Raw genomic sequence first — 21,578 nt, forward strand, 5'->3', positions numbered from 1 at the left:
GCACGCCATAATGCTGGCTCAGGCTTTTCATCATCTGCTGAGCACGCGCCGGATCATTCAGCGCACCGACCTGCACCACATATCCATCGGCGGTACCCGTGCTGGCTGCTGGCGCGGCGCTGGCGGCTACGGGAGCCGTAGTGCTTGCTGCCGGGGAACTGGCAGGCGCGGCGGCGGGCGGTTCATTACCTTCCAGTACGCCGTTCGCTAATGGCTGGGGTGCGCCAAGGAAGCCACTGCTCTGCACCGGTGCGCCCATGTTGTCACTGCTCTGCAGCGTGCTGTTGCTGATGGCCTCAACATTCTGCGCGGGCGGTTCAGAGGGTGAAGCGCTGCCGCCGTTCATCACCGCGCCACCACTCAGGTCCGGGCGGGCGGGCAGAGAGTAGCTCTGTTTCGCTACCACGGTTCCGATGGTGCCAGGACCAGACAGCGTGCCGTCTGGTGCTACCTTGATATAGTCGACCCGCACCCGCGAATTGTTGGAGATATTCAGGCGGTCACCGGCAGCCCGCGACAGGTCGATAATGCGCCCTGGCGTATAAGGGCCGCGATCGTTAACGCGCACCACAATCTGACGGCCATTCGCAATATTGGTCACGCGCACATAGCTCGGCAGCGGCAGAGTAGGGTGGGCGGCAGTCAGCGCATCGGGATCGTAGGCTTCGCCGGTGGCGGTGCGGTTTCCCTGCGCCTCTTCACCGTACCAGGTTGCCAGGCCGACTTCGCTGTAGTTCGATGGATCTTTGATAACGCGGTAATTTTTACCGTTAACGCTGTAATCCTGGCTGGTGCCCGGATTGATCGGCTCATAACGTGGCTCAACGCCTGGAATCTCTACCACCGGTCCATTGTAAGCCGGTTGCGGCGGCGCCGTATTTTGGGGTTCGGGCGTGGTACAGGCCGCCAGAACCAGTGATGCCAGTGCAACGCCAAGCCATTCCTTACGCATCTGCAGCCTCTTAGACACTTTTAGATAACATTTTTCGGTGAGTGTGGATCGACATCACAATGCCGAATCCCGCCATGAGCACGATAAGCGCGGAGCCGCCATAACTGACCAGCGGCAGCGGCACGCCAACTACCGGTAAGATACCACTAACCATGCCAATGTTAACGAAAACATAAACGAATAAAATCAGCATTAAACCACCCGCCATGACGCGGCCAAAGGTGGTCTGTGCACGGGCGGCTACAACCAGTCCCCGCATGATCAGCAGCAGGTAAAGGGTCAGCAACAGCAGCACGCCGACCAGACCTAACTCTTCGGCCAGAACCGCGAAGATAAAGTCAGTATGACGTTCCGGCAAAAATTCCAGCTGAGACTGGGTGCCCTGCAGCCAGCCTTTGCCGCGCAGTCCGCCCGAACCAATAGCGATTTTCGACTGGATAATGTGATAACCGGCACCCAACGGGTCCGTTTCCGGGTCGAGCAGCATCATCACGCGGTCACGCTGATAGTCGTGCATCAGGAAGAACCAAAGAATCGGGATAAACGCGGCGACCAGTAGCACCGCCACGCTAATCAGTTTCCAGCTCATCCCCGAGAGGAACAGCACAAAGAGGCCTGAGGCGGCAATCAGAATCGAGGTGCCGAGGTCGGGCTGTGCGGCCACCAGCAGGGTGGGTAGGAAGATCAGAATCAGCGCAATACCGGTATTTTTCAGCGTCGGCGGACAGACATCGCGATTAATAAAGCGCGCCACCATCAGCGGCACCGCGATCTTGGCTATTTCCGAGGGCTGAAAACGCACAAAGCCGAGATCGAGCCAGCGCTGTGCACCTTTACTGATCTGCCCAAAGGCATCCACCGCCACCAGCAGGATGACGCAGACAATATAGAGATAGGGTGCCCAGCCTTCATAAACGCGTGGCGGCACCTGCGCCAGCACAATCATGATTACCAGACCCATCGCGATCTGACCGAGTTTACGCTCCATCATGCCGGGATCCTGTCCGCTGGCACTCCAGATCACCACGGCGCTGTAAGTCAGCAGTCCGAGAATGATCAGCATAAACATCGGATCGATGTGGATGCGCATCCAGATCGATCGTTTCTGCGGACTATCTTGCATCGACATGTTTATTCACCTTCATAACCGGGCGGCACAGGGGCGGCGTCCGGCAGAACTGTATTGTTATCACCCAACATAATGTGATCCAGAATCTGGCGCATCACGGTGCCGACAGCCGGACCGGCGCCACCGTTTTCCAGGATGATGGTCACAGCCACCCGAGGTTTGTCATAAGGGGCAAACGCGGTCATTAATTTATGGTCGCGTAATCGTTCAGCAATTTTATGGGCGTTATACGTTTCGTTCTCTTTCAGGCCATAGACCTGTGCCGTACCGGACTTGGCGGCGATTTTATAAGGTGCATCAGCAAAGCTCTTATGCGCGGTGCCGTTGGGGCGATTCGCCACGCCGTACATGCCATCTTTAGCGAGTTCCCAGTAGCCGGAATGGATATCACCTATCGGGGCCTCAGGCGGCTGGCGATAGGGCATCAGCGTGCGGCCTTCGCGGGTGGCGCGCAGCATATGCGGCACCTTGACGACGCCGTCGTTGATGAGAATCATCATCGCTTTGTTCATCTGCAACGGGGTTGCCGTCCAGTAACCCTGGCCGATCCCCACCGGAATGGTGTCACCCTGATACCACGGCTTTTTAAAGCGCTTCTGCTTCCAGTCGCGGGTCGGCATGTTACCGGCGCTCTCCTGCGGTAAGTCGATGCCGGTACGGCTGCCGTAACCAAATTTATTCATCCATTCTGACAGGCGGTCAATACCCATGTCATAGGCGACCTGATAGAAGAAGGTATCAGCAGATTCCTCCAGCGCTTTGGTGACGTTCAGACGGCCATGGCCCCATTTTTTCCAGTCACGAAAACGCTTTTCTGAACCAGGAAGCTGCCACCAGCCGGGATCAAACAGGCTGGTATTACGGTTAATCACGCCAGCGCTCAGGGCAGAGACGGCCACATAGGGTTTGACCGTCGAAGCCGGTGGATAGGCGGCCTGAATCGCGCGGTTATAGAGTGGGCGGTTTTCATCTTCCAGCAGTCCACGGTAATCCTTACTGGAAATACCGTCGACAAATAAATTGGCATCGTAGCTCGGCGTGGAGACCATGGCGAGAATTTCGCCGGTGCGCGGATCGCTGACGACCACAGCCGCGCGACTGCCCGCCAGCAGGGTCTCGACATATTGCTGCAGTTTAAGATCGATCGTCAGATAGATATCACGGCCTGCCTGAGGTGACTCCTCATGCAACTGGCGAATGACGCGGCCACGGTTGTTGACCTCGACCTCTTCAAAGCCGGTTTTGCCGTGCAGCAAACTCTCGTAATACGCTTCAATCCCCAGCTTACCAATGTCGTGCGTCGCGGCGTAGTTCGGCCATATGCCCTCTTTGTCGAGGCGTGCAACGTCACGATCGTTGATTTTTGAGACGTAGCCGACCACATGCGTCAGCGTGGCTCCGTAAGGGTAGTAGCGGCGCTGATAACCTTTGACTTCTACACCGGGAAAGCGGTACTGGTTGACCGCAAAGCGCGCCACCTGCACTTCATTCAGACCGATTTTAACCGGGATGGAGGTGAAACGACGCGAGCGTTTACGCTCTTTCTGGAAGTTTTCGAGGTCTTCGTCCGTCAGCTCAAGAACCGGGCGTAAGTTTTCCAGCGTCTGTTGCAGGTTATCGACTTTCTCGGGAACCAGTTCTGCCTGATAGATAGTGCGGTTCAGTGCCAGCGGGGTGCCGGTACGATCGTAAATTATGCCGCGACTGGGCGCTACTGGCACCAGTTTGATGCGGTTCTGATTGGAGCGAGTGCTGTAATCATCAAAGCGAAGAATCTGCAGGTGGTAAAGGTTAACCACCAGGACTGAAGAGAGCAGTAAGATGCCGACGAAGGCGATGAACGCCCGACGGACAAAGAGTTTTTGTTCGGCGCTGTAATCGCGAAAGGCGTTGCTTTGTAATTTCATCCGCTACTTGTCATGTCTGATGTGGGCTGATCGGTCATTCACGATGATAAGGATGATTTGTCGTTATACTCCAGGCCCGATACAGGCTTTCGGCTACCAGCACGCGCACCAGCGGATGGGGCAACGTCAATGCTGACAGTGACCAGCTCTGCTCTGCCGCCGCTTTACAGGCGGGGGCCAGGCCCTCAGGCCCGCCAATCAGCAGGCTGACATCGCGACCATCAAGCTTCCAGCGTTCAAGCTGCTGTGCCAGCTGCGGGGTTTCCCAGGGATGACCAGGAATATCCAGCGTGACGATGCGATTGCCTTTGCCGACCGCTGCCAACATCGCCTCGCCCTCTTTTTCAAGAATGCGTTTGATATCAGCATTTTTACCGCGTTTACCCGCGGTCACTTCGATCAGCTCAAGCGGCATATCTTTCGGGAAGCGGCGCAGATATTCCATAAAACCGGTCTGCACCCAGTCAGGCATTTTCGTGCCGACGGCAACAAGTTGCAGTTTCACCGATTAGCCCCAGAGTTTTTCCAGTTCATACAGCTGGCGACTCTCTTCCTGCATCACATGCACGATGACATCACCCAGATCAACCACGATCCAGTCTGCCGCGCTTTTGCCTTCAATGCCTAATGGCATCAGGCCCGCTAAACGCGACTCCTGCTCGACGTGTTCTGCGATCGAAGTCACATGACGCGTGGAGGTGCCGGTGCAGATGATCATGAAATCGGTGATGCTGGATTTGCCCTGAACGTCGATGGTAACAATGTCCTGGCCTTTGAGATCATCAATCTTATCAATAACGAAGTCTTGGAGTGCTTTACCTTGCAAAAGGTTCCCCTTGGAATCTGGTGGTATCGGGCCGGCTGTAAGCCCGGAGAGTGCAGCCAAAAATTTAAGCGGCGTAGTATATCATGCCCGGATCAGTCGCGATATAAGCCTTCGCGGTCGATATAGTCGATAACCGCTGCAGGCAAAAGGTCGTCGCAGGGCTGGTTCTGATGACGACGGCGGCGAATTTCGGTCGCCGAAATGTCATAGAGTGGGGTTTCCGCCAGCCATATATGACCTGCGGGCTGCTGATGCAGTTGCCGGATATCCTGAGCGAGATGCTGATCAAGCCAGTCCTGCATCTCTGGCGAGTCTAACCGGGTTGGATAGCCGGGGCGCTGGCATACCAGCAGATGGCAGAGTGACAGCAGATCCTGCCAGCGATGCCATTTAGACAGGCTCAGCAGGGAATCCTGACCAATAATAAAAGCCAGCGGCTGCGCTGCACCGCGTTCGGCGCGCCAGGCTTCCAGGGTGGTCACGGTCCAGGAAGGCGTGTCGCGTTCCAGTTCACGGGTATCAATTTCAAACAGCGGTAAGCCGCGGATAGCGCAGCGCAGCATATCAACCCGCTGAGTCGCGCTGGCTTCCGGTTGTGGACGATGCGGGGGCACATTATTGGGCAGCAGCGTCACACGTTGTAAGCCTGTCTGCTGAGCCAGCGCTTCGACCGGGCGCAGATGGCCAAAATGGATCGGATCGAAGGTGCCACCAAACAGCGCGTGTAACTCAGACATGGGCAAAGCTCGTCGGAAAAGCACGACTGCTGATCAGCAGCGTCAGAGTCTGTAACTGCGGCCACACCGGCTGACCATAATCCTGCTTCAGGGTGATCTCAATCTGACTCAGCAGATGAATAGCGCGTTGCAGACGCGTGGCATCCAGTCGCTGGAGTGCGTCGGTGAACAGCGCGCGGCGGTTCTGCCAGATACGCTGCTGATCCATCAGCGTGCGCAGCGGCTGCTGGGCCTGATGGCGTTGCAGATGCAGTAGCGTCAGCAGATCGCGCTGCAGCGTACGCAGCAGAATCACGACTTCGCTCTCTTCTTTCTCAAGCTGATGCAGGATATGCAGCGCGCGGCGACTTTTACCTGCCAGCAGGGCATCTACCCAGTGGAAGGGCGTGAAGTGCGCGGCATCACTGACTGCTTCTTCAACCCGGGGAAGCGTCAGCTTACCGTCCGGCCACTGCAGCGAGAGCCGCTCCAGCGCCTGGGCCAACGCCAGCAGATTGCCTTCATAGCAGTAACACAACAGCTGCACGGCCGCGTCATCCACCGACAGTTTCAGCGCTTTAGCGCGATTAACGACCCAGCGTGGCAGTTGTGCCTGTTCGGGCGTCTGGCAGGGCACTAAAACCGCAGAGGAGGACAAGGCTTTAAACCAGGCGCTGTTTTCCTGCGCTTTGGTCAGCTTTGGCATCCGGCAGATCAGCAGAATATCGGCGTGCAGCAGCTGAGACAGCTTAACCAGCTGCTCGGCCATCGCGGCGTTGGGGCCATTATCGGGGAATTGCAGCGTCATAGTCTGACGCTGGGCAAACAGACTCAGTGACTGGCAGCTGACAAACAGGCTCTCCCAGTCGGTCTGGGCATCCAGCGCAAAACTGAAATGTTCTTCGAATCCCTGCGTGGTTGCGGCGGCACGGATTGCATCCGAGCTTTCCTGCAACAGCAGCGGTTCGTTACCGGCTAACAAATAACAGGCGCGCAGCCCCTCACGGAGCTGCGCGCTGAGTTGCTCAGGATAAATCCTGATCATTGCAGGCTGGTAGCAGAGGAAGAGGGCGCTTCCTGTGAACCCTGACCCGGCACCGAAATTACTGACGCCGGCAGGGTATCTTTGCTGTTCATCTGCGCGGCATGCACCGTCAGCAGCTTACGAACCAGCTGTTCAGCCGCACGCTGACGCATTTCCTGCGTAATCAGATCCTGCTCAGCATCTTTTGCCAGCGCTGCATTCGGGTTATCGAAGAACGAACGATAAACCGTGGTGCTGATGGGATAGATACCTTTGCCCGGCAACAGAACCTGCGCTGTAAGCGTCATGACCAGCTGATACTCAGCAGAGGTGCCGCTGATAAAGACCGACGCTGTGTTACGCCCCGACATTTCAGGACCCAGACGCAGTGTCGGAATATCGGTGCGGGTCTGCTTGCTGTCTTCAACAATGGTGACATCGTTGATACGCAGTTGCTGACGCACAGTACGTGCCAGCGGACCATAAGGGTCGCCGGTTGAAACAATCAGAGTTTTCAGTTCGCTGGGCACCTGAGTAGTGCCGCGCGGATGAAAACCACAACCAGCGGTGATCACCACCGCCAGCATGACAAACAGCCTGATAATCGGATGTCGCACAGTTCCTCCTGAACTTAACCTACGACCAGGTTAAGCAGTTTGCCCGGTACATAAATGACTTTACGGATAGTCACGCCGTCCAGATACTTCGCCACCAGATGCTCCTGCGCAGCGCGTGCCTGAACCTGTTCCTGTGTTGCATCGGCTGGTACGGTGATTTTGCCGCGCACTTTACCGTTAACCTGCACCACCACCAACAGTGAATCTTCAACCATAGCGGCTTCATCAGCAACCGGCCAGCTCGCTTCATCAATGGTGCCTTCGCCACCCAGTGTCTGCCACAGAACATAGCAGGCGTGCGGGGTGAACGGATAGAGCAGACGGACGATGGCCAGCAGCGCTTCCTGCATCAGGGCGCGATCCTGTTCGCTTTCCTGCGGGGCGCGTGCCAGTTTGTTCATCAGCTCCATGATCGCTGCAATGGCGGTGTTGAAGGTCTGACGACGGCCAATATCATCCGCTACTTTGGCGATGGTTTTGTGCAGATCGCGACGCAGCGATTTCTGCTCGTCATTCAGGCTGTCCACATCCAGTGCCACGGTCGCACCCTGAGAGGTGTGCTCGTAAACCAGTTTCCAGACACGTTTCAGGAAGCGGTTAGCCCCTTCAACGCCCGATTCCTGCCACTCCAGCGTCATATCTGCCGGTGAAGCAAACATCATAAACAGACGTACGGTATCCGCGCCGTAGCGCTCAACCATCAGCTGTGGATCGATGCCGTTGTTTTTCGACTTCGACATTTTGCTCATGCCCGCGTAGATCACTTCGCGACCCTGCGTGTCCACCGCTTTAATAATGCGGCCTTTCTCGTCACGCTCAACCTCAACGTCAACCGGTGAAACCCAGTTACGCTCGCCGTTGTTACCCAGGTAGTAGAAGGCATCTGCCAGCACCATGCCCTGGCACAGCAGACGTTTGGCAGGTTCATTGGAGTTCACCAGGCCCGCGTCACGCAGCAGCTTATGGAAGAAGCGGAAATACATCAGGTGCATGATGGCGTGTTCGATACCGCCTACATACTGATCGACCGGCAGCCAGTAGTTTGCCGCAGCCGGATCCAGCATGCCTTCCTTGTAGCTGGCGCAGGTATAACGCGCGTAGTACCAGGAGGACTCCATAAAGGTGTCAAAGGTGTCGGTTTCACGCAGAGCAGGCTGGCCGTTTACCGTGGTTTTCGCCCACTCCGGATCCGCTTTGATCGGGCTGGTAATGCCATCCATCACCACATCTTCTGGCAGGATCACCGGCAACTGGTCTTCTGGTGCAGGCATCACCGTGCCATCTTCCAGCGTCACCATCGGGATTGGAGCACCCCAGTAGCGCTGACGTGAAACACCCCAGTCGCGCAGACGGTAGTTCACTTTACGCACGCCCACGCCTTTTGCCGCCAGTGAATCCGCGATGGCGTTGAAGCCTGTTGCGTGATCCATGCCGTTGAACTCACCCGAGTTGAACAGGGCACCTTTATCCGTCATCGCCGCTGCGCTGACGTCAGGAATCGAGCCATCCAGGTTGAGGATGACCGGCTTGATCGGCAAATCGTATTTAGTCGCAAACTCCCAGTCGCGCTGGTCGTGTGCCGGAACCGCCATCACGGCGCCGGTGCCGTATTCCATCAGGACGAAGTTGGCAACCCAGACCGGGATCAGCTCGCCGGTCAGCGGATGAATAACAGACAGGCCGGTCGCCATGCCTTTCTTCTCCATGGTCGCCATATCGGCTTCGGCCACTTTGGTATTGCGGCATTCCGCAATAAAGTCAGCCAGTGACGGATTATTTACTGATGCCTGAGTCGCCAGAGGATGACCCGCCGCGACAGCAACATAGGTTGCACCGATAAAGGTATCCGGACGGGTGGTGTAGACGGTGACTTTCTCTTCGCTCTCCGCCACGTCAAAAGTGATTTCGACGCCTTCAGAACGACCAATCCAGTTACGCTGCATGGTTTTGACCTGCTCAGGCCACTCTTCCAGCGTATCCAGATCGTTCAGCAGCTCTTCCGCATAATCGGTGATTTTGATAAACCACTGCGGGATCTCTTTGCGTTCAACTTTGGTGTCACAGCGCCAGCAGCAGCCATCGATGACCTGCTCGTTGGCCAGCACCGTCTGATCGTTCGGGCACCAGTTCACGGCGGAGGTCTTTTTATAGACCAGACCTTTTTCATACAGTTTGGTAAAGAACCACTGTTCCCAGCGATAGTACTCTGGCTGGCAGGTCGCCAGTTCACGACTCCAGTCATAGCCAAAGCCCAGCAGTTTGAGCTGGTTTTTCATGTAGGCGATGTTGTCGTAAGTCCATGGGGCAGGCGCAGTGTTGTTTTTAACTGCAGCGCCTTCCGCAGGCAGGCCGAAAGCATCCCAGCCAATCGGCTGTAGTACGTTTTTGCCGAGCATACGCTGATAACGCGCGATTACGTCGCCGATGGTGTAGTTACGAACGTGGCCCATGTGCAGGCGGCCAGAAGGATAGGGCAACATGGAGAGGCAATAGTATTTCTCTTTACCTTCCTGCTCAGTCACTTTAAACGTTTCGTTTTCATCCCAGTGCTGCTGCACACGGGATTCAATTTCTTCCGGGCGGTATTGCTCTTGCATGGCTGCCTGTGGTCCTTTATGAAAAACATTTTTCTGGCTCTAAGATCCGCATAGCATACCCATAAGGCCGCATATCAACAACACTTCCCACTTTTGCCGACACGATTTCTGCCGAAAGCGTCAGCCCCTTCACCCTTTTGTAATTCACTGTACAGACGACACGGCAAAAGCAACATTCCGACTAAACTTAGTTCAGCGAGAGTCTGCATAAAGGAGAACAAAATGAATAAGGTGGCTCAGGAATATCGCGAGTCGTTAGCCGTATTAACCGAACGTCTCCGTCAGGGCGATCGTAACCTTGATGAGCTGATTGCCGGGCGGCGAAGCCAGTTGCTGGTTCGCGATGATATGTCGGAAAGCGAGATTGACCAGGCGCTGAATTCGGTGCGCCGTGATTTGGGCGAGTTTGCACGCAGCTATACCGATGTGGAAGAACCGCTGGCTGATTCACTTTTTATGCGCATTATCCGCGAGAGCGTCTGGAAAGAGTTGGCGGATATCACTGATAAAAGTCAGCTGGAGTGGCGTGAGGTCTTTCAGGATCTGCATCACCACGGTGTGTATCAGAGCGGTGAAGTCGTGGGGCTGGGCAATCTGGTGTGTGAGAAGTGCCAGTTTACCCGGGCAATATACACGCCTGAAACCTTGTCCCGTTGTCCCGAATGCGGCAACGATCAGTTTCAGCGTCAGCCTTTTGAACCCTGATAATAAAACCTATGCGGGCCACGATGAGTGACCCGCATAGGGTGTTTAGTGCAGAATTTTAGCGAGGAAATCTTTTGCGCGGTCAGACTGTGGATTATTAAAGAAGTCATCTTTATTGGTGTCTTCGATAATTTTCCCTTCATCCATAAAGATCACGCGATTGGCGACTTTACGGGCGAAGCCCATCTCGTGTGTCACCACCATCATCGTCATCCCTTCCTGCGCCAGCTCAACCATTACATCCAGCACTTCATTGATCATTTCCGGATCCAGCGCGGAGGTCGGTTCATCAAACAGCATCGCGATAGGATCCATACAGAGTGCACGCGCTATCGCAACGCGCTGCTGCTGACCGCCGGAGAGCTGGCCGGGAAACTTCTCAGCATGCGCTGATAGTCCCACACGCTTCAGCAGCTTCAGTCCTTTATCGCGGGCCGCCGCTTTGTCGCGCTTCAGCACTTTTACCTGCGCCAGCACCAGGTTGTTGATAATACTCAGATGCGGGAATAGCTCGAAGTGCTGGAACACCATGCCGACCTGGCTGCGAAGCTGCGCCAGATTGGTTTTTTTGTTGTTCACCTCGGTGCCGTTTACCGCAATCACGCCCTGCTGAACTGGCTCGAGTCCGTTCACCGTTTTGATCAGCGTCGATTTACCGGAGCCGGACGGGCCGCACACCACCACCACTTCACCGGTTTTGACTTCGGTTGAGCAGTCGGTCAGCACCTGAAAGTGACCATACCACTTAGAAACATTTTTCAGGCTAATCATTTAAACCGTCCTTTTTCTTTTTAGATAGCTGACCAACAGCGATGCGCTCAGGCTGATAACGAAGTAGACCAGACCTGCAAACAGAACCATTTCAACCTGGGTGCCGTCGCGCTCACCAATGGTGGACGCGGTACGGAAGAAGTCCGCCAGGCTTAAGACATAGACCAGCGAGGTATCCTGGAACAGCACGATACCCTGCGTCAGTAACAGCGGAACCATCGCGCGGAACGCCTGCGGCAGAATAATCAGTTTCATGGCCTGCCACTGCGTCATGCCCAGCGCCAGCGCGGCATTGCCCTGTCCACGGGAGATACTGATGATGCCGGCACGAATGATTTCTGAGTAGTACGCCGCTTCGAACAGCGAAAAGGCAACCATGGCTGAAATCAGGCGGATATCGGTTTTAGGTGACAGGCCCAGCACCTGCTGCAGGAAACTCGGCACTACCAGATAGAACCACAGCAGCACCATGACCAGCGGCACTGAGCGGAACAGATTGACATAAATTTTGGCAAACCAGCTGATGGGCTTAAAGGTCGACAGACGCATCACCGCCAGCAGGGTGCCCCACAAAATGCCGAACACCACAGCGGTAATCGTGATCTTAAAGGTAATCACCAAACCATTAAGCAGATAGGGCAGGCTGGGAGCAATCGAACTCCAGTCAAAATCGTACATTACTTGCCTCCCGCATTGCCTGGCAGCCGGACTTTGCGCTCGACCAGACTCATCAACAACATAATCACCAGGTTAATCGCGACGTAGGCCAGCGTAATGGCGGTAAAGGATTCATAGGCGTGAGCAGAATAGTCGAGCAGTTTGCCCGCCTGCGCCGCCATATCGACCAGACCAATGGTGGAGGCGATAGCGGAGTTTTTCACCAGGTTCAGCATTTCCGAGGTCATCGGCGGGACAATCACGCGATACGCATTCGGCAGCAGCACATAGCGGTAGGTCTGCGGCAGGGTTAATCCCATCGCCAGACCGGCATTCTTCTGTCCACTCGGCAGTGACTGAATCGCCGCGCGCACCTGCTCGCAAACGCGGGCGGCGGTAAACAGGCCAAGACAGATCATTGAAGAGAGGAAGAACTGAATATTGGGGTCCAGCTCAGACTTAAACCACATGCCGAGCTTTTCGCCCACCAACTCGGGCGCCACCAGATACCAGAAGAAGAACTGGACGATCAACGGGATGTTACGAAACAGTTCGACATAGCAGGTGCCAATGGTCGACAGCAGGCGATTCGGCACGGTGCGCAGAATGCCGAAAAATGAACCCACGCAGAAGGCGATAATCCAGGCGCAGCAGGAGACGGCTATCGTCACCTGAAAACCGGACCACAGCCAGCCGAGGTAGGTCGTGTTACCGAACGGGGCCTGTTCGAGGAATATGCCCCAGTTCCAATCGATACCCATAACGAGCTCCGGAAAAAAAGGGTAGCTAAGCTACCCTGAAGATTGATGAACGGCGTTGTATTTCCTGACTCAGGGGAACGACCCGTGTCAGTCTGTCTGTCCATGCCGCGGTTTCAGCAATCGAGAGGGCAGCCAGGCCGCCCTTGTTATACCCGTCGTCTTTCAGGCTGCATTTTTGTTGGCCTGGCTCACTCACCCGAATCACTTACCTGAGTCAGCTCATCGGGAGTCATTCTCCTGCCGCCACAATGCAACCTGAAATCCATTGGGTATTTTTTTGTTAATTCAGTGCCTTGTCATTTGGCGTTTTGAACAGCGCTTTCATGTCATCAGACAGTTCAAAGTTCATGTTCAGGTTCTTTGGCGGGATTGGCTTTTTGAACCAGTTCTCGAACCATTTCTCTGCCTGACCCGATGTCTGTGCTTTAGCGATGGTTTCATCCACCAGCGCTTTGAACTGCGGATCCTCTTTACGCAGCATGCAGCCATAAGCCTCTTTGGACTGTGGCGTGCCTAAGATTTCCCAGTTGTCCGGCTTTTTGGCTTTGGCGCGTTCGCCAGCCAGCAGGGCATCATCCATCATGAAGGCCACGGCACGACCGGTTTCCAGCGTACGGAAGGAGTCGCCATGATCTTTGGCGCTGATGATGCGCATATCCAGTTTCTGTTCGTCGTTGAGTTTGTGCAGCAGCACTTCAGACGTGGTCCCTGAGGTCACGACGACGGTTTTGCCTTTCAGGTCAGCGAAATCTTTGATTGGGCCATCTTTCTTAACCAGCAGACGGGTGCCGATGACAAAAATGGTGTCAGAGAAGGCAGCCTGTTTCTGGCGCTCAAGGTTATTGGTGGTCGAGCCACACTCATAATCGTAGGTGCCGTTTTGCAGCAGCGGAATACGGTTTTGTGAGGTGATTGGAATCATTTTGACCTGCAGGTCAGGCTTGTTCAGCTTCGCTTTAATGGCTTCCACGATGGCGTTTGAGTAATCCTGTGAGTAGCCGACGACTTTTTGCTGGTTGTCATAATAAGAAAAGGGAACTGATGATTCGCGATGCCCGACCACAATGACGCCATTGTCATTGATCTTCTTCAGGGTGCCGCTGAGATCTTCCGCCTGGGCCGCTCCCGCCGCTGCGCTGATCAGCAGAAGAGATAATGCCACTTTGCGTAGTTGCATGTTCCAACTCCTTCGTATGAAAAAGGCACAGGATATAACCTGCGCTGATTATGATGTTGTGTCTGTTTTCTGCTGCATTTGCGCTCATTCTGCGGATTAAATGGGTGCAGAAGAGTCACTAACATAGCGGATTGTTAACGCAATGAAACAAAAAAGTTTCTTTTTTGCGAGGTGATCCGCACCAAAAAAAGGCAAATTTCTCACACTGCGCGTTAACGGTGCAGGAGGTGCGACTGTTTTGGTGCAGCCCGCCTCGCAGCAGCGCCTGCAATCAGCCTGTTAGCGAAAAACAGTGAAATATTTAGCAATCATCGTGCCAGAAAGCGGTGCGGGACGAGAAAGGCAGCAGAGTGTGTGGCGTGGGGAGTGAAATAAACCGGAGAGTCACCATGAAAAAGGCGAAGCACGTGCTTCGCCTTCAGTGAGCATAGAATGGGATGTTATCGACGTCGACGCAGAAGAGCTATCAACGCCGCCAGCAGCGTCAGTGACCACACAGGCCAGATGCCAGCCCGCGCATACGGTGTTTCCCCTTGGGTTGGCGTGACCTTGCTGGTCAGCACATCGCGGGTAAACTGAGGCAGCATGGCTTCCACATCACCACTGGCATTGACCACCGCCGTCACACCATTATTGGTGCTGCGCAACAGCGGGCGACCCAGTTCCAGCGCCCGCATCCTCGCCATCTGGAAGTGCTGCCACGGGCCGATAGAGTGACCAAACCAGGCATCGTTCGAAACGGTCAGCAGGAAGTTGGTGTCGGGATGGAAGTTGGCTCGCACCTGTTCACCCAGCACGATCTCATAACAGATGGCGCTGGTCAGGTTGTAGCCCGCTACGCTCAGTTGCGGCTGCAGATAGTTACCACGACTGAACGCCGACATCGGCAGATCAAAGAACGGGGCCAGCGGACGCAGCAGATCGGCCAGCGGCACAAACTCGCCAAACGGCACCAGGTGATTCTTCTGGTAACGGTTACTGCTGAAGTAATTGTACGGCGCCTTACCGCCCAGCACGATCACAGTGTTGTAATCGTGATAACGGTTCTGCTCCAGCCGGGAGTCCACGATACCGGTGACCAGCGAACTGCCGCGTTCACGCAGTTCATCATCCAGCGAATGCAGGAACGGCTGCTGATTACTTTCCAGATCGGTAATCGCCGATTCAGGCCAGATGATAATAGGCGCTTTGCCCATCAGCGGCTGGCTCAGACCGTTATAAATACGCAGGGTTGTGAGCAGTTGCTGCGGGTCCCACTTCATCGACTGCGGGATGTTTCCCTGCACCAGCGCCACCTCGACGGCACGCTCGGGCATCGGCTGAACCCACTGGATGTAGCGCAACGGCCACGGCAGGGCCAGCAGAAGCAGCGCTGCGACCAGACTTCTGACGTTGCGCTGCTGCAGGCCATAAGCCAGCAGCCCAGCGACCACCATCAGCAGGAAGGTCAGCGTTTCGACGCCCGCCAGCGGGGCCAGTCCTTTTAACGGGCCATCAATCTGGCTGTAACCAAACTGTAGCCACGGAAAGCCGGTCAGCACCCAGCCGCGCAGGAACTCGGTCATCTGCCACAATGCCGGTGCGGCCAGCGCCAGTCGCCACAGCGTTGTGCGCGGCCAGATGCGATTCAGTACGCCGGCAAACAGTGCCGGGTAGATCGCCAGATAAGCCGCCAGCAACGCCACGATAAAGACATTAATCGGGCCAGGCATGCCGCCAAAGGTGGCGACACTGACGTAAACCCAGTTGATGCCGCTGCCGAACAGACCCACTCCCCAGACAAAGCCGATTGCAGTGGCCTGCGGGCTGGATCGGTTCAGGGTCAGGAGCTGTAAGCCGCACAGCGACAGCAGTGCGGCAGGCCAGAAATCGTAAGGAGAAAAGGCGAGGGTGCCAACTGCACCCGTTATTAAAGCCAGCAGCAGGCGAACCCGCTGGCGCGGGTAAAGTGAGGCTAAAGCCATAGACTTATTCGTCTTCCAGTTGAGGTTGTGGCGAATTTTCCGGGATAGTCACGTGAACCTGGATGATGCGGCGGCTGTCAGCCATCGCCACCTTGAACTGGTAACCCTCAATCTCGATGCTTTCACCACGCGCGGGCAGATGGCCGAAGCCCTGCATCACCAGACCACCAATAGTGTCGACTTCATCATCGCTGAACTGCGTGCCAAACACCTCATTGAAATCTTCAATGGCGGTCAGCGCACGCACTGTAAAGGTGTGACGGTTGAGCTGACGGATATCACGATCTTCTTCATCGTCATACTCATCTTCAATCTCACCGACGATCAGCTCCAGAATGTCTTCAATGGTCACCAGACCGGAGACACCACCAAACTCATCAATGACGATCGCCATGTGGTAACGCTGGGAACGGAACTCTTTCAGCATCCGGTCAACACGCTTACTTTCAGGCACAACCACTGCAGGACGCAGTACTTTCTCAATACTGAAGGGCTCAGATTCGCTGCTCATAAACGGCAGCAGGTCTTTCGCCATCAGAATCCCTTCCACATGATCTTTATCTTCGCTGATCACCGGGAAGCGGGAATGGGCGGATTCGATAATGACATCCAGACACTCTTCGAGGCTCTGATTACGTTTCAGGGTGATCATTTGCGAGCGCGGGATCATGATGTCACGCACACGCTGCTCCGCAATATCCAGAACCCCTTCGAGCATGTCGCGGGTGTCCTGATCAATCAGCTCTTTGTTATTCGAGTCGCGGATCAGCTCCAGTAGCTCATCACGGCTTTTCGGTTCGCCGTGGAAGAGTTGGTTGATCAACAGGGAGAAAAATCCCTTTTTACTACTGGGTGCATCGCTGTTTTGAGAATGGTCGTCGCTCATGGCGGTTTTTAAAGATCTCTCTGGTGAGGAATAGGTGCTGTCAGCAAACCGTGCTGACAGCCGGATAGCCAGAATTCAGGATTCAGGCGTCTTCTTTCTCCGAAATGTACGGATCAGGATACCCAAGAGCAAGCATTATCTCGGTCTCCAGTCCTTCCATCTCATCAGCTTCGTCATCTTCAATATGGTCGTAACCCAGCAGATGCAGCGTGCCGTGTACCACCATATGTGCCCAGTGGGCTTCAGCGCTTTTACCCTGTTCAGCGGCTTCCTGCTCAACCACCAGGCGGCAGATAATCAGATCGCCCAGCAGCGGCAGTTCAATGCCCGGCGGCGCTTCAAACGGGAAGGAGAGAACGTTAGTCGGCTTGTCTTTGCCACGATAAGTCAGATTAAGCTCATGACTTTCTGCTTCATCAACCAGACGCACCGTAACTTCGCTTTCGGGCTGGAAAGGGGTGACAGCTGCTGACAGCCAGCGATGAAACTGGCTTTCATCAGGCAGGTCAGCGCTGTTTTCACAGGCGACCTGCAGGTCGAGAATGACCTCACTCATTTGTTCTCCTGCGTGGCGTTCTGTGCAGCCAGGGCTTCGCGTTTACGCTCTTCTGCCTGCTGGTCACGGCGAGTCTGATCGGCCGCTTCCCAGGCTTCATAGGCGGTGACAATGCGGGCAACCACCGGATGGCGCACCACATCTTCGCTGTGGAAGAAGTTAAAGCTGATCTCTTCAACGTCCGCCAGCACCTCAATGGCATGACGCAGGCCCGACTTAACGTGACGCGGCAGGTCAATCTGGGTGACGTCGCCGGTGATCACTGCTTTGGAGTTAAAGCCGATACGCGTCAGGAACATCTTCATCTGTTCGATGGTGGTGTTCTGGCTCTCATCAAGAATGATGAACGCATCGTTCAGGGTACGACCGCGCATGTAGGCCAGCGGGGCAACTTCAATGACGTTGCGCTCCATCAGCTTTTCTACCCGCTCGAAGCCGAGCATTTCGAACAGCGCATCGTAGAGCGGACGCAGATAAGGATCGACTTTCTGGCTCAGGTCACCTGGCAGGAAGCCGAGCTTTTCACCCGCTTCTACCGCAGGGCGCGTCAGCATGATGCGGCGAATCTCCTGACGTTCAAGCGCATCGACTGCTGCGGCGACCGCCAGATAGGTTTTACCGGTACCCGCGGGGCCGACGCCAAAGGTGATGTCATGGTCGAGCACATTCGCGATGTACTGGGCCTGGTTTGGCGTGCGCGGCTTAATCACACCACGCTTGGTCTTGATATTGACCGCTTTACCGTACTCCGGCACGCTTTCGGCGGTTTGTTCCAGTACCCGGCTCTCTTTGATCGCCAGGTGAATCTGGTCAGGCTCGATATCCGGGATCTCACCACGCATCGGCGCGGTGTCGACATACAGCGTTTTCAGAATATCTGCAGCGGCATTGACGCAAAGTGGACGTCCCACCAGCTTAAAAACATTGTCGCGACGATTGATCTCAATGCCCAGACGACGCTCAAGCTGTTTCACATTATCGTCGAAAGGCCCACACAGGCTCATCAGTCGACGGTTATCAGCCGGTTCAAGGGCGATTTCACGAGTTTCGATATTCAAACGAATCCTTTGGGTCACTCAGGGCCAGTTATGGGATGTGTCTGACGCACCGTTGGGCTTAACCGGATGCACCATAACGAAATTATTTATGCCGTAACGCCTGGGCGCAAGCTTAAGGAGAGATATTTGGGCGACACTTTCAGAAACCAAGTGGTGCAAAGCGAAATTGGCGGCAACGCGATGCGCGCTGCCGCACAGTATAGCAGGCATCACGGCTGGAACAGACTCACGCCGATTTCGTTTTCCTTGCGGGTTCGGGCAATCACGGACGCCGGGCTTTCCGCCATACGCAGGCCCATCTCATCTTCTGTGCGTACCAATATGCCGCGCAGCGAGTTGGTGTAGACATCGACGATTTCCACATCCACAAAGCGGCCAATCATCTCAGGTGTGCCTTCGAAATTAACCACGCGGTTATTTTCGGTGCGGCCAGAGACTTCCATGACGTTCTTGCGGGAGATGCCTTCCACCAGAATACGCTGTACGGTGCCCACCATGCGGCGACTGATCGCCTGTGCCTGCTGGTTGATGCGGTCCTGCAGGATCCACAGCCGCTGCTTTTTCTCCTCTTCGCTGACATCATCTGGCAGATCAGCGGCTGGCGTGCCGGGACGGGAAGAGTAGATAAAGCTAAAGCTGACATCGAAATTGATCTCGGCGATGAGCTTCATGGTCTGCTCGAAATCCTGCTGCGTTTCACCGGGGAAGCCGATGATGAAGTCGGAGCTGATCTCAATATCCGGGCGCGCTGCGCGCAGCTTACGGATAATCGACTTATATTCCAGCGCGGTATGAGCACGCTTCATCAGCGTCAGAATACGGTCTGAACCACTCTGAATCGGCAGATGCAGGAAACTCACCAGTTCCGGGGTATCACGGTAGACCTCGATGATGTCATCGGTGAACTCAATCGGGTGGCTGGTGGTGAAACGAATGCGGTCGATGCCGTCGATGGCGGCGACCAGGCGCAGCAGCTCAGCGAAGGTACAGATCTCACCATCAAAGGTGGCACCACGGTAGGCGTTGACGTTCTGGCCCAGCAGGTTAACTTCACGCACGCCCTGTGCCGCCAGTTGCGCGATCTCCAACAGAATATCATCGCTGGGGCGGCTCACTTCCTCGCCGCGGGTGTAAGGCACCACGCAGAAAGTACAATATTTGTTGCAGCCTTCCATGATGGAGACAAAAGCTGTCGGGCCTTCTGCACGCGGTTCCGGCAGGCGGTCAAATTTTTCGATTTCCGGGAAGCTGATGTCGACTACCGGGCTTTTGGTGCCACGCACGGTGTTGATCATCTCAGGCAGACGATGCAGTGTCTGCGGACCAAAAACGATATCCACGCAGGGCGCACGCTGACGGATATGATCTCCTTCCTGCGACGCCACACAGCCACCTACGCCGATAATCACATCCGGATTGCGCTCTTTGAGTTTTCTCCAGCGTCCCAGCAGGTGGAACACCTTCTCCTGCGCTTTCTCACGAATAGAACAGGTGTTAAGCAGCAGAATATCCGCCTCTTCAGGGACCTCGGTCAGCGTATAGCCGTGCGTACTGTTCAGCAGATCAGACATCTTGGATGAATCATACTCATTCATCTGACATCCCCAGGTTTTGATATGCAGTTTTTTTGTCATCGCGCTAGCCATTGATTCAGTGCAGTGAAGTGAGGGGCGCGTATTGTAATGCTTTGATGCTGTGGTGACCAGCCTGAGGGCTTTTCTGCCAGGCATCGCGTTTTCCGGTACACTTTGCTCTATTCAGACCCGTGTTGCGCAGGCTGGCGGGAATCAGAGAGGGACATAAGCAATGCAGGATAATCAGTTTGATGTCGTGATTGTCGGCGGTGGCATGGTCGGTGCTGCGCTGGCATGTGGACTGACACAGCAACATTTTCGCGTGGCGGTGATTGAGCGTGCAGAACCCGCTCCATTTGATGCCGACAGCGATCCCGATCTGCGAATTTCAGCGATCGGATCCTCCTCGGTGGCGTTGCTGAAGCAACTCAACGTCTGGCCTCGGGTCGAAGTGATGCGCAGCGCGCCCTATCGCAGACTGGAAACCTGGGAATGGCAGACCGCGCAGGTGAGTTTTGATGCGGCCTCTCTGGGGCTGCCCGAGCTTGGCTTTATGGTTGAAAACAGCGTGCTCCAGCGGGCGTTATGGGAAGAGATGCAGTCGCTGGGCGTGACCTGCTATTGCCCGGCTACGCTGGAGAACCTGCAGCCAGAAAATGGAGGCTGGCGCGTCGACCTTAACGATGGGGTGGCCTTACACACCCGGCTGGTGGTTGGCGCAGATGGCGCGAACTCTCAGGTGCGGCAGATGGCGGGCATCGGGATTCATGGCTGGAGCTATGCGCAGTCCTGCTTACTGATCAGCGTGACCTGTGAACATCCGGCAGGGGATGCCACCTGGCAGCACTTTACGCCGCAGGGGCCGCGCGCCTTCCTGCCGCTGTATGGCAACCGGGCCTCGCTGGTCTGGTATGACGCGCCCGCAAGAGTCCGTCAGCTACAGGCGATGCCGATGGCTCAGCTGGAAAAAGAGATCGCCAGCCACTTCCCGGCGCGGCTGGGACGTTTTAAAGCCCATGCGGCGGGTGGATTCCCGCTGGTGCGCCGTCATGCTTCACGCTATGTCCTGCCGGGATTGGCGCTGGTCGGAGACGCCGCGCATACCATTAACCCACTGGCCGGGCAGGGTGTGAATCTGGGCTATCGCGATATCGATGCGTTGATTGATGTGCTGGTCAGTGCGCGCGGTGCGGCTGAAGACTGGGCGTCGGAGCGGATACTGCAGCGCTATCACCGGCAGCGTCGTAAAGACAATATGCTGATGCAGGGCGGAATGGATCTGTTTTACTTTGCTTTCAGCAATCAGCTGGCACCACTGCGCTTCGCGCGTAATCTCGGACTGATTGCTGCCGAGCATTCCGGCGTACTGAAGCGGCAGGTATTGCGTTACGCACTGGGTTTATAACCGATTGCACTTAGAGGCTCGCCGCAGGGCGGGCCAGCTATCAGGATGAGAAGAAAGTTTGAGAAGGTACAAAAACAACAAAGCCCGCAAAAGCGGGCCTGGTTGTGCAATTTGGCTGGGGTGCAGGGATTCGAACCCCGGAATGCTGGTATCAGAAACCAGTGCCTTACCGCTTGGCGACACCCCAATAATGGTGTTTTTCAAATTGTCTTTGTATGGCTGGGGTGCAGGGATTCGAACCCCGGAATGCTGGTATCAGAAACCAGTGCCTTACCGCTTGGCGACACCCCAATTAC

20 protein-coding genes and 2 tRNA genes are annotated in these 21,578 nt (G+C 55.5%); 2 read left to right on the forward strand and 20 right to left on the reverse strand.

Annotation, left to right across the window (positions count from 1 at the left end; genetic code table 11):
* From rlpA to leuS, 9 genes are all read right to left on the reverse strand, one after another.
* Positions 1-952, reverse strand: a 952-nt coding sequence (rlpA, locus tag AC2LB6_RS14195; RefSeq protein WP_490094011.1) for an endolytic peptidoglycan transglycosylase RlpA, incomplete at its 3' end; no start/stop codon positions are given.
* A gap of 10 nt (positions 953-962) precedes the next feature.
* Entirely contained in the window at positions 963-2,075 is a 1,113-nt protein-coding gene (gene mrdB / locus AC2LB6_RS14200; protein WP_090963596.1) for a peptidoglycan glycosyltransferase MrdB, read from the reverse strand.
* An 8-nt stretch (positions 2,076-2,083) separates the two neighbouring features.
* Positions 2,084-3,988: a peptidoglycan DD-transpeptidase MrdA gene (mrdA, locus tag AC2LB6_RS14205; RefSeq protein ID WP_490094012.1), complete on the reverse strand. Its 1,905-nt coding sequence runs from the start codon at positions 3,986-3,988 to the stop codon at positions 2,084-2,086.
* A 34-nt stretch (positions 3,989-4,022) separates the two neighbouring features.
* Complete coding sequence (rlmH, locus tag AC2LB6_RS14210; RefSeq protein ID WP_090963041.1) at positions 4,023-4,493, reverse strand: 23S rRNA (pseudouridine(1915)-N(3))-methyltransferase RlmH; 471 nt, start codon at positions 4,491-4,493, stop codon at positions 4,023-4,025.
* Positions 4,494-4,496: 3 nt separating this feature from the next.
* A complete protein-coding gene (rsfS, locus tag AC2LB6_RS14215; protein WP_090963039.1) occupies positions 4,497-4,814 on the reverse strand; it encodes a ribosome silencing factor in 318 nt (105 codons plus the stop codon).
* Positions 4,815-4,906: 92 nt separating this feature from the next.
* Positions 4,907-5,551, reverse strand: coding sequence for a nicotinate-nucleotide adenylyltransferase (gene nadD / locus AC2LB6_RS14220; protein WP_490094013.1), 645 nt, complete (start codon positions 5,549-5,551; stop codon positions 4,907-4,909).
* Positions 5,544-6,575: a DNA polymerase III subunit delta gene (gene holA, locus AC2LB6_RS14225; RefSeq protein WP_490094014.1), complete on the reverse strand. Its 1,032-nt coding sequence runs from the start codon at positions 6,573-6,575 to the stop codon at positions 5,544-5,546. Before holA ends, nadD begins: the two co-directional genes overlap by 8 nt.
* Positions 6,572-7,171 carry an LPS assembly lipoprotein LptE gene (lptE, locus tag AC2LB6_RS14230; protein WP_090963033.1) on the reverse strand — a complete coding sequence of 200 codons (600 nt, stop codon included), beginning with the start codon at positions 7,169-7,171 and terminating at the stop codon, positions 6,572-6,574. Before lptE ends, holA begins: the two co-directional genes overlap by 4 nt.
* A gap of 14 nt (positions 7,172-7,185) precedes the next feature.
* Positions 7,186-9,768 carry a leucine--tRNA ligase gene (gene leuS / locus AC2LB6_RS14235; protein ID WP_490094015.1) on the reverse strand — a complete coding sequence of 861 codons (2,583 nt, stop codon included), beginning with the start codon at positions 9,766-9,768 and terminating at the stop codon, positions 7,186-7,188.
* A 222-nt stretch (positions 9,769-9,990) separates the two neighbouring features.
* Between leuS and AC2LB6_RS14240 the strand changes: the two genes are divergently transcribed.
* A complete protein-coding gene (locus tag AC2LB6_RS14240) occupies positions 9,991-10,473 on the forward strand; it encodes a zinc ribbon-containing protein (protein WP_490094016.1) in 483 nt (160 codons plus the stop codon).
* 45 nt (positions 10,474-10,518) lie between these two features.
* Here the strand turns inward: AC2LB6_RS14240 and AC2LB6_RS14245 are convergent, their stop codons facing one another.
* The 9 genes from AC2LB6_RS14245 to miaB form a co-directional block, all read right to left on the reverse strand.
* Entirely contained in the window at positions 10,519-11,244 is a 726-nt protein-coding gene (locus tag AC2LB6_RS14245) for an amino acid ABC transporter ATP-binding protein (protein ID WP_013357105.1), read from the reverse strand.
* Positions 11,245-11,922, reverse strand: coding sequence for a glutamate/aspartate ABC transporter permease GltK (gene gltK / locus AC2LB6_RS14250; protein WP_003854008.1), 678 nt, complete (start codon positions 11,920-11,922; stop codon positions 11,245-11,247).
* Positions 11,922-12,662 carry an amino acid ABC transporter permease gene (locus AC2LB6_RS14255; RefSeq protein WP_010258960.1) on the reverse strand — a complete coding sequence of 247 codons (741 nt, stop codon included), beginning with the start codon at positions 12,660-12,662 and terminating at the stop codon, positions 11,922-11,924. The genes gltK and AC2LB6_RS14255 overlap by 1 nt, the downstream gene beginning before the upstream one ends.
* A gap of 280 nt (positions 12,663-12,942) precedes the next feature.
* Positions 12,943-13,839: an amino acid ABC transporter substrate-binding protein gene (locus tag AC2LB6_RS14260; RefSeq protein WP_490094017.1), complete on the reverse strand. Its 897-nt coding sequence runs from the start codon at positions 13,837-13,839 to the stop codon at positions 12,943-12,945.
* A 440-nt stretch (positions 13,840-14,279) separates the two neighbouring features.
* Positions 14,280-15,803: an apolipoprotein N-acyltransferase gene (lnt, locus tag AC2LB6_RS14265; protein ID WP_490094018.1), complete on the reverse strand. Its 1,524-nt coding sequence runs from the start codon at positions 15,801-15,803 to the stop codon at positions 14,280-14,282.
* A gap of 4 nt (positions 15,804-15,807) precedes the next feature.
* Positions 15,808-16,689, reverse strand: coding sequence for a CNNM family magnesium/cobalt transport protein CorC (gene corC / locus AC2LB6_RS14270; protein WP_008925004.1), 882 nt, complete (start codon positions 16,687-16,689; stop codon positions 15,808-15,810).
* Positions 16,690-16,771: 82 nt separating this feature from the next.
* The gene (gene ybeY / locus AC2LB6_RS14275; RefSeq protein WP_490094019.1) at positions 16,772-17,245 is read right to left on the reverse strand and encodes an rRNA maturation RNase YbeY; all 474 of its coding nucleotides are present in this window, start codon (positions 17,243-17,245) and stop codon (positions 16,772-16,774) included.
* Entirely contained in the window at positions 17,242-18,303 is a 1,062-nt protein-coding gene (locus AC2LB6_RS14280) for a PhoH family protein (RefSeq protein ID WP_490094020.1), read from the reverse strand. The genes ybeY and AC2LB6_RS14280 overlap by 4 nt, the downstream gene beginning before the upstream one ends.
* Positions 18,304-18,512: 209 nt before the next feature.
* A complete protein-coding gene (gene miaB, locus AC2LB6_RS14285; RefSeq protein ID WP_490094021.1) occupies positions 18,513-19,937 on the reverse strand; it encodes a tRNA (N6-isopentenyl adenosine(37)-C2)-methylthiotransferase MiaB in 1,425 nt (474 codons plus the stop codon).
* 172 nt (positions 19,938-20,109) lie between these two features.
* Here miaB and ubiF point away from each other — a divergent pair, with 172 nt between their 5' ends.
* Positions 20,110-21,282, forward strand: a complete 1,173-nt coding sequence (gene ubiF / locus AC2LB6_RS14290; protein WP_490094022.1) for a 3-demethoxyubiquinol 3-hydroxylase — start codon at positions 20,110-20,112, stop codon at positions 21,280-21,282.
* Between the two features lie 112 nt (positions 21,283-21,394).
* On the opposite strand, the gene AC2LB6_RS14295 is transcribed toward ubiF, so the two are convergent.
* Both AC2LB6_RS14295 and AC2LB6_RS14300 read right to left on the reverse strand, forming a co-directional pair.
* Positions 21,395-21,469, reverse strand: a tRNA-Gln gene (locus AC2LB6_RS14295).
* Positions 21,470-21,498: 29 nt separating this feature from the next.
* Positions 21,499-21,573, reverse strand: a tRNA-Gln gene (locus AC2LB6_RS14300).
* Positions 21,574-21,578 lie beyond the last annotated feature (5 nt).

This window comes from Pantoea sp. RCC30.1 (assembly GCF_058148845.1).

What these genes read in the sequence shown, in the direction of transcription:
- miaB (WP_490094021.1), bottom strand. Translation starts at nt 19,937, where the DNA reads ATGACAAAAAAACTGCATATCAAAACCTGGGGATGTCAGATGAATGAG.
- ubiF (WP_490094022.1), top strand. Translation starts at nt 20,110, where the DNA reads ATGCAGGATAATCAGTTTGATGTCGTGATTGTCGGCGGTGGCATGGTC.
- AC2LB6_RS14245 (WP_013357105.1), bottom strand. Translation starts at nt 11,244, where the DNA reads ATGATTAGCCTGAAAAATGTTTCTAAGTGGTATGGTCACTTTCAGGTG.
- mrdB (WP_090963596.1), bottom strand. Translation starts at nt 2,075, where the DNA reads ATGCAAGATAGTCCGCAGAAACGATCGATCTGGATGCGCATCCACATC.
- holA (WP_490094014.1), bottom strand. Translation starts at nt 6,575, where the DNA reads ATGATCAGGATTTATCCTGAGCAACTCAGCGCGCAGCTCCGTGAGGGG.
- ybeY (WP_490094019.1), bottom strand. Translation starts at nt 17,245, where the DNA reads ATGAGTGAGGTCATTCTCGACCTGCAGGTCGCCTGTGAAAACAGCGCT.
- AC2LB6_RS14260 (WP_490094017.1), bottom strand. Translation starts at nt 13,839, where the DNA reads ATGCAACTACGCAAAGTGGCATTATCTCTTCTGCTGATCAGCGCAGCG.
- leuS (WP_490094015.1), bottom strand. Translation starts at nt 9,768, where the DNA reads ATGCAAGAGCAATACCGCCCGGAAGAAATTGAATCCCGTGTGCAGCAG.
- nadD (WP_490094013.1), bottom strand. Translation starts at nt 5,551, where the DNA reads ATGTCTGAGTTACACGCGCTGTTTGGTGGCACCTTCGATCCGATCCAT.
- gltK (WP_003854008.1), bottom strand. Translation starts at nt 11,922, where the DNA reads ATGTACGATTTTGACTGGAGTTCGATTGCTCCCAGCCTGCCCTATCTG.
- corC (WP_008925004.1), bottom strand. Translation starts at nt 16,689, where the DNA reads ATGAGCGACGACCATTCTCAAAACAGCGATGCACCCAGTAGTAAAAAG.
- mrdA (WP_490094012.1), bottom strand. Translation starts at nt 3,988, where the DNA reads ATGAAATTACAAAGCAACGCCTTTCGCGATTACAGCGCCGAACAAAAA.
- AC2LB6_RS14240 (WP_490094016.1), top strand. Translation starts at nt 9,991, where the DNA reads ATGAATAAGGTGGCTCAGGAATATCGCGAGTCGTTAGCCGTATTAACC.
- AC2LB6_RS14255 (WP_010258960.1), bottom strand. Translation starts at nt 12,662, where the DNA reads ATGGGTATCGATTGGAACTGGGGCATATTCCTCGAACAGGCCCCGTTC.
- lnt (WP_490094018.1), bottom strand. Translation starts at nt 15,803, where the DNA reads ATGGCTTTAGCCTCACTTTACCCGCGCCAGCGGGTTCGCCTGCTGCTG.